The organism is Pseudoalteromonas sp. SWN29 (genome assembly GCF_015864465.1).
GTDB lineage: Bacteria > Pseudomonadota > Gammaproteobacteria > Enterobacterales > Alteromonadaceae > Pseudoalteromonas.
In genome coordinates this window covers 1-6,596 of sequence record NZ_JADYXE010000088.1, presented here as the reverse complement: position 1 = coordinate 6,596, position 6,596 = coordinate 1, and the positions used below count along the sequence as shown (strand labels likewise).

Genomic DNA, 6,596 nt, shown 5'->3' with positions numbered 1-6,596 from the left:
GACGTTGCAATTGATTTAATTTTGCTTTTGATTGCTTTAAAAATTTTGGATTGTCGGCCACGTAGCCGTTCGAGCCAACTACCGTTTGCTTTGAGTTAGTGTCAAAACCTGTGATAGTTTTTAAAACGCGAAGCGCTGTTTTGCACTCCACTTCTTGAGTAATACTGCATTCCCATTTACCGTGGCGATACTGAATAGTGACCGTTTTGATTTTGCTAGCCAGTTCGCGATGTAAAATGATAGGCACTTTACCAACTTTTGGAATACTGATAGTGCCATCTTCAATACGGATGCAATTAGAATTGTTTACCGCTCGAAATGAATCGTTGTGAAGTTTTTTCTGTTTGTATGAGATTTTATGCTTTGGAAAGCGCTGCAAACGGCCTTTCGAGATTGCGTTCTTTAACGCTGTTTCTAAGTCGCGAGCAACTTGCTGAGCTGCTGCCGAGTCAAAAGATTTAATCCACGTAAACTCTTCAAAAGGCTTTATTTCCTTAAGAAGCGAGGCCATATCTTTGTAGAACAAGAATGTTTTATCGAACTCATATCGACGCCTATTTTCAGATAGCAATAAGTTCCAAATACCACGCGCTGTCGCGCCAAACTCGATGAGTTTAGCTTCTTGCTCTGGCGTAGGATTCAGTCTGTAATTGTATCTAAGCGTCTTTTTCATGTACTGTATAGACCACTGTATGTGAAAGGGTTGTCAAGATGGAATATGAAACTAAATCACACTGCAACTATCTAATAGCGTTACATTTAATCTTAGTTGTGAAATATAGAAGGCAATTGCTACAAGGTAACTTAGGTGAATGTGTAAAACAAAAAATCTCTGAAATTGCAGAGCGCTCAGAATTTAATATTGAAGAGATCGAGGTAGACAAAGATCATATACATATATTGCTTTCGATTTCCCCGACCATTTGTGTTGCGAGTTATGTCCGTAGAATTAAACAATCAACGACACAAAGCCTATGGTCGAGATTTAAGTGGTTGAAAAAGCAATTCTGGATTGAGAAAACCTTTTGGTCTGACGGGTATTTTGTTTGCTCAGTTGGAAATGCTTCTGCTGATACAATTCGAAAATACATTCAAGATCAGGGCTAGTTATTCCGATTCATCCCATCGACGCCGCTTCGCGTCGATCAATGGGTTTTCTCGGAAAGATTCGATAAATGTTCAAGAGGCAAGTTAGTAAAAAATTGAGGGCTGAGTGATAAAGGTCGATTGGCAAAACCGAGTCCATTCATGATCATGCCTTTTACGGCTTCACCAGGGGTGATTTCTTGTTTATCGTCTTGAGGTAAGTAGCGATCTAAAAGGCTGACAATTTTTAAGTCTTCTATAACAGCAGAAACAATACCGTGATGGTCTAACCGTTTGATTTTTAGATTCATATACACCTCAAAGTTGAGGTGTTATTTTATCAAATTAAGGAGGTCTAAGCGCTTAAATTAAATCGAAATTTTTGATATTGGTCTGATCAATGTCTGATATAGAGTACTTAATTGCTTTTTAGGTAGAGCAGCATAATGTAGCTTGCCTTATGACCGTTAACTTAAATCCTAAAGCATGACCTCGCAGCGTGTACTAAATACGCAAATCATTGAATTTATTAACCTTATACCAATTCGCTTAATTAAGTGAGCTATTTTGAGGCTGGAAAAACGTGTTGATAGCCAGGTAAAAAATTCGCTATTTAGTTGTTCTAAATGAGAACTTTTTAACGCAGGTAGCGACACGTTTAGTCCCGCAAAATGATTAAGTATTATTATCAAGACGAAGCATCAATTATTTAAAAAACAGACATAAAAAAGCCGCATTTCTGCGGCTTTAAATTTACACTAGGACATCAGTCCATATGTATTACTAATAAATTAGTTACCGCCAGTTGAACCAGTAGTAGTTGAACACTCAAACGAAACAGATGCTGATTCGTCAGTGTCATCAGCAGTTACTGAAGCAGTAAGTTTTTCAATTGAAGCTAACTCACCAGAAAAAGTAGCTGTTAGTGAATAAGTTTCACCACTAACTAAATCGTTTAATGCGTAGTTACCAGCGCCATCGCCCATTGCACGTTTTGGAGCTTTACCGTCACGGTTGTAGAATACAGCAGCGCCTGAAGCAACAAATGATTCTGCACCATTGCTACAAGTACCGTTAATTGCAAATGACTCTGATACGTAAGTTACAGGGTTTGCAAGTGCAACATTAATGTCACCACATACAGCAACTTCTGAAGCTGATTCAAACCAAACGTTACCATCAGCATCTTTTACTGTAACTATTGCAGTATCATCAGTAGATACGTTATCAGCGATAACTGCAAGATCATCGGCTGTAATTCTGTCACTGCCGTTAAGGTCATCTGAACTGTATGAAACAATTAAGCCTGACGCAGGGATAGCATCACCAGTAGCTAAAATTCGTATAGGTGCAGTACATGCTTCTTTAACTTCAGTCGCAGCATAAAATGTTAAGTGATTAGTTTCAAAACTTGCGTTGTAGTAGTTGCCAGAAGCAACTAAGCTCCCTACAGTTACCTTTTGTGTTTCTGCAGACCAAACACCCGTATCTTCATTTTGTGAAGAAAGGCTTAGCTCGTCGCCAGGCTGAACACCTTTGCTCGCAGGAATAGCCATTGAAACAGTGATAGGTTGTGAGAATTTTTTAACTTTCACGCCAGCGTCGTTTGTCATTTCAACACTTGCAACGCCAACAGGTTTAAGTACAGAAGTAGAACCTGCAGCATTTAAGCCTTGTGGAGTGATTGAAGAACCAGCAGAAGTGCTTGTATCAGCAGCCGTCACTTTTAATTTTAAAGTGCTACCAGTAATCAGGTTATCTTCAGCATCTTTTAAAGTAGTGCCAGCAGGAATTTTTACACTTGCTGTCGCTTTCCCTTTATTTTCACCAGAAGATGCTTCGATATCGTCTGCTGAACTACCACCAGAAACTGCAGCATCAGTGCTAAGACTAGCCACACCGTCAGTATCTTGAGAAACAACTGGTAATTGAACGTCAACATCACCTTCGCTTAATTTAGCTAGGTTAATAACGTAACTTTTAGTTACATAGCCATCAGCGCTTACGATTGCTGTAACTTGAGAAACGCTAGCGCCGTCTTTTACTACAAACGAAAAACTACCATCTTCCAAATCCATTGAAGTAACAGCGTTACCATCTAAATCAACTAAGTTTGTAGCAGCTACACCAGCTTCTAAAAATGATACTTTAGCAGCAACAACATTAGACGTAGCGCTATCTACAACGCTACCTACAACAACAGATGTAATTTCAGCGGCTGCTTGAGGAGGTACCACAACAACAACTGGTGGTACAACTGGAGCTACTGGTTCGTTATTATCTTTGTCGCTACCACAACCACTTAAGGCAACAGCTGAAGCAACAGATAAAGCCAATAGTGATTTTTTATTAGTAAACATAGGGAGTCCTTTTATTTCCATTTCAATTAATATTTTAAGTTTATAGTGGATTAAAAAAAACCACTAATGTAATACTTAGTAACATCGTAATTATTACGAACTATATTTTAGTCCAAATTATATCCAATTCTAGTACATTTTAACAATATATTCTTAATAAATTAGTGAACTAATTATGCAATTAGATACAAAAAAGCGCCACTGTGTACCCAGATATCATATCAAAAATAAAATATAGATCGATAAAAGCACAACAAATGTGAACTATTAATTAATAAAGTTACTATCGTTCTATGTTTTCTAGAATAAAATCAAGTCTCAATTAACTCAAATATAACACTTATTAACTAACTTAGTTAGTGTTGAATACACTTATATAGGCACTAAAAGTAGCTTTAAGTGACTTATCTGTAAAAATAGTCACTCATCTAAAGTATCGACTATTTAACTATATATGAAGAAAACAAGTCATATATTTATGTATGAACTCAAAACTAAAATTATATCGATACTTCATCACAGAGCCGCTAATGGTGTTACAGGCTCATGTTACTAGTTGTAATTAATAATAAACTACCCAGCGACATCGCTTCGCTCTTATCACTGGGTTTTTCCACAATTTACTGAAAAAGCACACTACAAAAGTAATGCACTTTTAAACTTTAAAATAACCCAAACTATTTATATTTTATATAAACATCTTTTAGCCTAGATAAATTGCCGTAGATGTAATCGCTAGACATACGTCCCTGGTTTAAAAAAGTTTTGTCTAAACTAATTGCTGTACTAGGCGTATAGCCTTGGTTAAATACCAATTGGTTATGTGACTCACCTATTTGAGTGCTCGCAGTATGTCGCCAAGCCTCTGCGCCTTTAACTTGACCAAAACGGGTTACGTTCATATCTTTTCGTGGTGTTAACGGAATACTAAAAGCAATACCCACTTTTCTTACTGCAGTATCTTCTAAAAATAATGACAAGTAACTATCGCCAAACCAGAAACGACTTTCTACTTTAGCGCCCGTATCTTCACTCCAGAACTCGCCGGCTGTTGCATGTAATGTTATGTTTTTCTCAACCCAATTGTACTGATACGACAGTGTTTTATAATCACGATTACCTTGGTAATCTTCATATTCAAAGTAGCCGACGTTAGCTGTTACTTTGTGACGACCGGCATCGCTTAACCACGTTGTTTCATTGGTTATACCTGTATAGTCGTAAGTTTCTTTAAAGAAACCCACTTGTGTTTGGTTATACAACCCAAACGGTAGCTCTAAAGTTTGATAAAAAACTGCACGGTCAATTCCTGTTTTTTCACGTAAACGCCTAAAAGGCGCATCTTTATCAAAGTCGTCGCTATTAGCGACATGTACTTGGCCACCCGCCGTTACACCTGCGCCATACCATAGAGGGATGTCTATATCTGCACGCAACGCAAGTGAAAAGTCGTATACACCCAGCTCAGTCGCATAACTATTTGTTAAAGCAGGGCCAAAAGTAACACGAGGCTTAAAGTAAGGGCTATTAGTACGAGTTAAACCGACCCACGTAACACCTTTTGGCATTACTAAAGCACCCTTTGTAACATTGAGATCGGGAGTTAAGTTGCCTTCAATAAACTCACGGTAGTTATCAACTTGCCCGGTAATACTCATTAATGGTATGTCGTACTTAGCAAGCACAACATTAAATTGAGCATTAGCAGGTGTAATATATTCAGCTATACGCCCTAGCACCAAACCAAATGCATCAATATCATTACGGTTAAATATTGAGTTTTCAAACTGAACTATTATTTGATTTTGCGAGTTAAAGCCGACAAGTAGATTTTCAAACCCATCTTGCGCTAACTTAGCTTTAAGGGATGAAACTTGCCTATTAACATTTTTTGACGCACTATTTTTTTCAGTATGGTGCTGTGCAACATGACGTGGAATATCGTGAGTAGACTGAACTTCTAACGCGTTATTTTTAACTGCTGATTTTTTTGCTATTAAATACTGTGGATCAGGGCTATTGCCCCCAATACTTTGTTTCTTTACAGGCTGAGGTGCAGGCTCGGCAGATGCGTGTTTAACACTGCTGGTTAGTGGCGTACTAAAGTTAACACCCCAATAGGTACTTTCCTCATCAAAATCACTACTACTATAAAATCGGCTCGTTAACGTCAATGTACCGACATCATAAAGCCACTTTTTAGGGATTGTGATACGCGCAGCTGCATTTTCAGCCTCACCATCGTGCTCAGCTTGCAAAGTAAACCAATCAAAAGGTTGCCATTCAATGCCTGCAAAAGCACCATCCATTTGCCCTGTTAAGCGCTCACTTTTAGATATACCTGCACTGAATCTAAAATCACCGAGTTCTTTAGAGGCTACCGCATAATACGTTTCATAATTATTAGCAGCGCCACCAACATCTTTAGCGCCAAACGCTAAGCTAAACCAATTTTTAGGAATGTACGGTATTTGATATTTAGCATTAAATGAAAGATCACGTGTTTGTCCGCGCCCTTCAGTATAAAACAAATTATCGTTCATGGAGTTTGCAGCTATTTGGCCACTCACTTCAAGGCCGTCAAATAAACCCGCTGAAAATATATAGTTGTGCCCGTCTTCGTACTTACTGCCACGAAGATCCAGTTGATTATTGTAACCGATATCAATTATGCCAGTGTCTAACACCTCTGCTGTAGGGGTATTAATTAACCCTGTGTAGCCATTGAATGACTGAAAACTAGCTAACTCGTCGGCTGCAAAGGCCGGTAAACACAAGGTTGCTAAACCACCCACAAATAAAGGCCTAACTCTGTACATAATATAAGTCCGTGTCATTAATATATAATTTTTTACATTAACGTCAATATAACATACCCACCACTTAAAGCCTTAGATTTACTTTATAAAATTATGAACTTTTTAAGTTTCTTTGACGTTGGCGTTCCTCAAATGCCTTACTTCAACTTATCTTTTTTTCTCTTTTAACTATTCAATAATCAGATGTCCACCAAACGTATGGTATTCATTAAAGAGGTGATCACTTTTGTGAACTACCCATCGACGCCACTACGTGTCGATCAATGGGCTTCTACAGTCTAGCTTTTGAATGCTAGGCTGCTTCTTTTTTCTCAGATCCAACAGCAAACTT

4 protein-coding genes and 1 pseudogene are annotated in these 6,596 nt (G+C 38.1%); 1 reads left to right on the top strand and 4 read right to left on the bottom strand.

Translation table 11 applies throughout. From position 1 onward, the window contains the following. Positions 1-673: RNA-guided endonuclease InsQ/TnpB family protein (locus tag I6F53_RS19705; protein ID WP_197240881.1), on the bottom strand; the 673-nt coding region annotated here is incomplete at its 3' end. 38 nt (positions 674-711) lie between these two features. On the opposite strand from I6F53_RS19705, the gene tnpA reads away from it, so the two are divergent. After that, on the top strand, positions 712-1,107 hold the full coding sequence (tnpA, locus tag I6F53_RS19700) for an IS200/IS605 family transposase (RefSeq protein WP_197240880.1): 396 nt from the start codon (positions 712-714) through the stop codon (positions 1,105-1,107). A 65-nt stretch (positions 1,108-1,172) separates the two neighbouring features. Here the strand turns inward: tnpA and I6F53_RS19695 are convergent. The 3 genes and pseudogenes from I6F53_RS19695 to I6F53_RS19685 all read right to left on the bottom strand — a co-directional run. Then, positions 1,173-1,397 (bottom strand): annotated as a pseudogene (locus I6F53_RS19695) (DUF4277 domain-containing protein); the annotation flags it as partial. 480 nt (positions 1,398-1,877) lie between these two features. Next, positions 1,878-3,446, bottom strand: a complete 1,569-nt coding sequence (locus tag I6F53_RS19690) for a hypothetical protein (protein ID WP_166421676.1) — start codon at positions 3,444-3,446, stop codon at positions 1,878-1,880. A gap of 677 nt (positions 3,447-4,123) precedes the next feature. Then, positions 4,124-6,265 carry a YjbH domain-containing protein gene (locus I6F53_RS19685; RefSeq protein WP_197240879.1) on the bottom strand — a complete coding sequence of 714 codons (2,142 nt, stop codon included), beginning with the start codon at positions 6,263-6,265 and terminating at the stop codon, positions 4,124-4,126. Between the last annotated feature and the right edge of the window lie 331 nt (positions 6,266-6,596).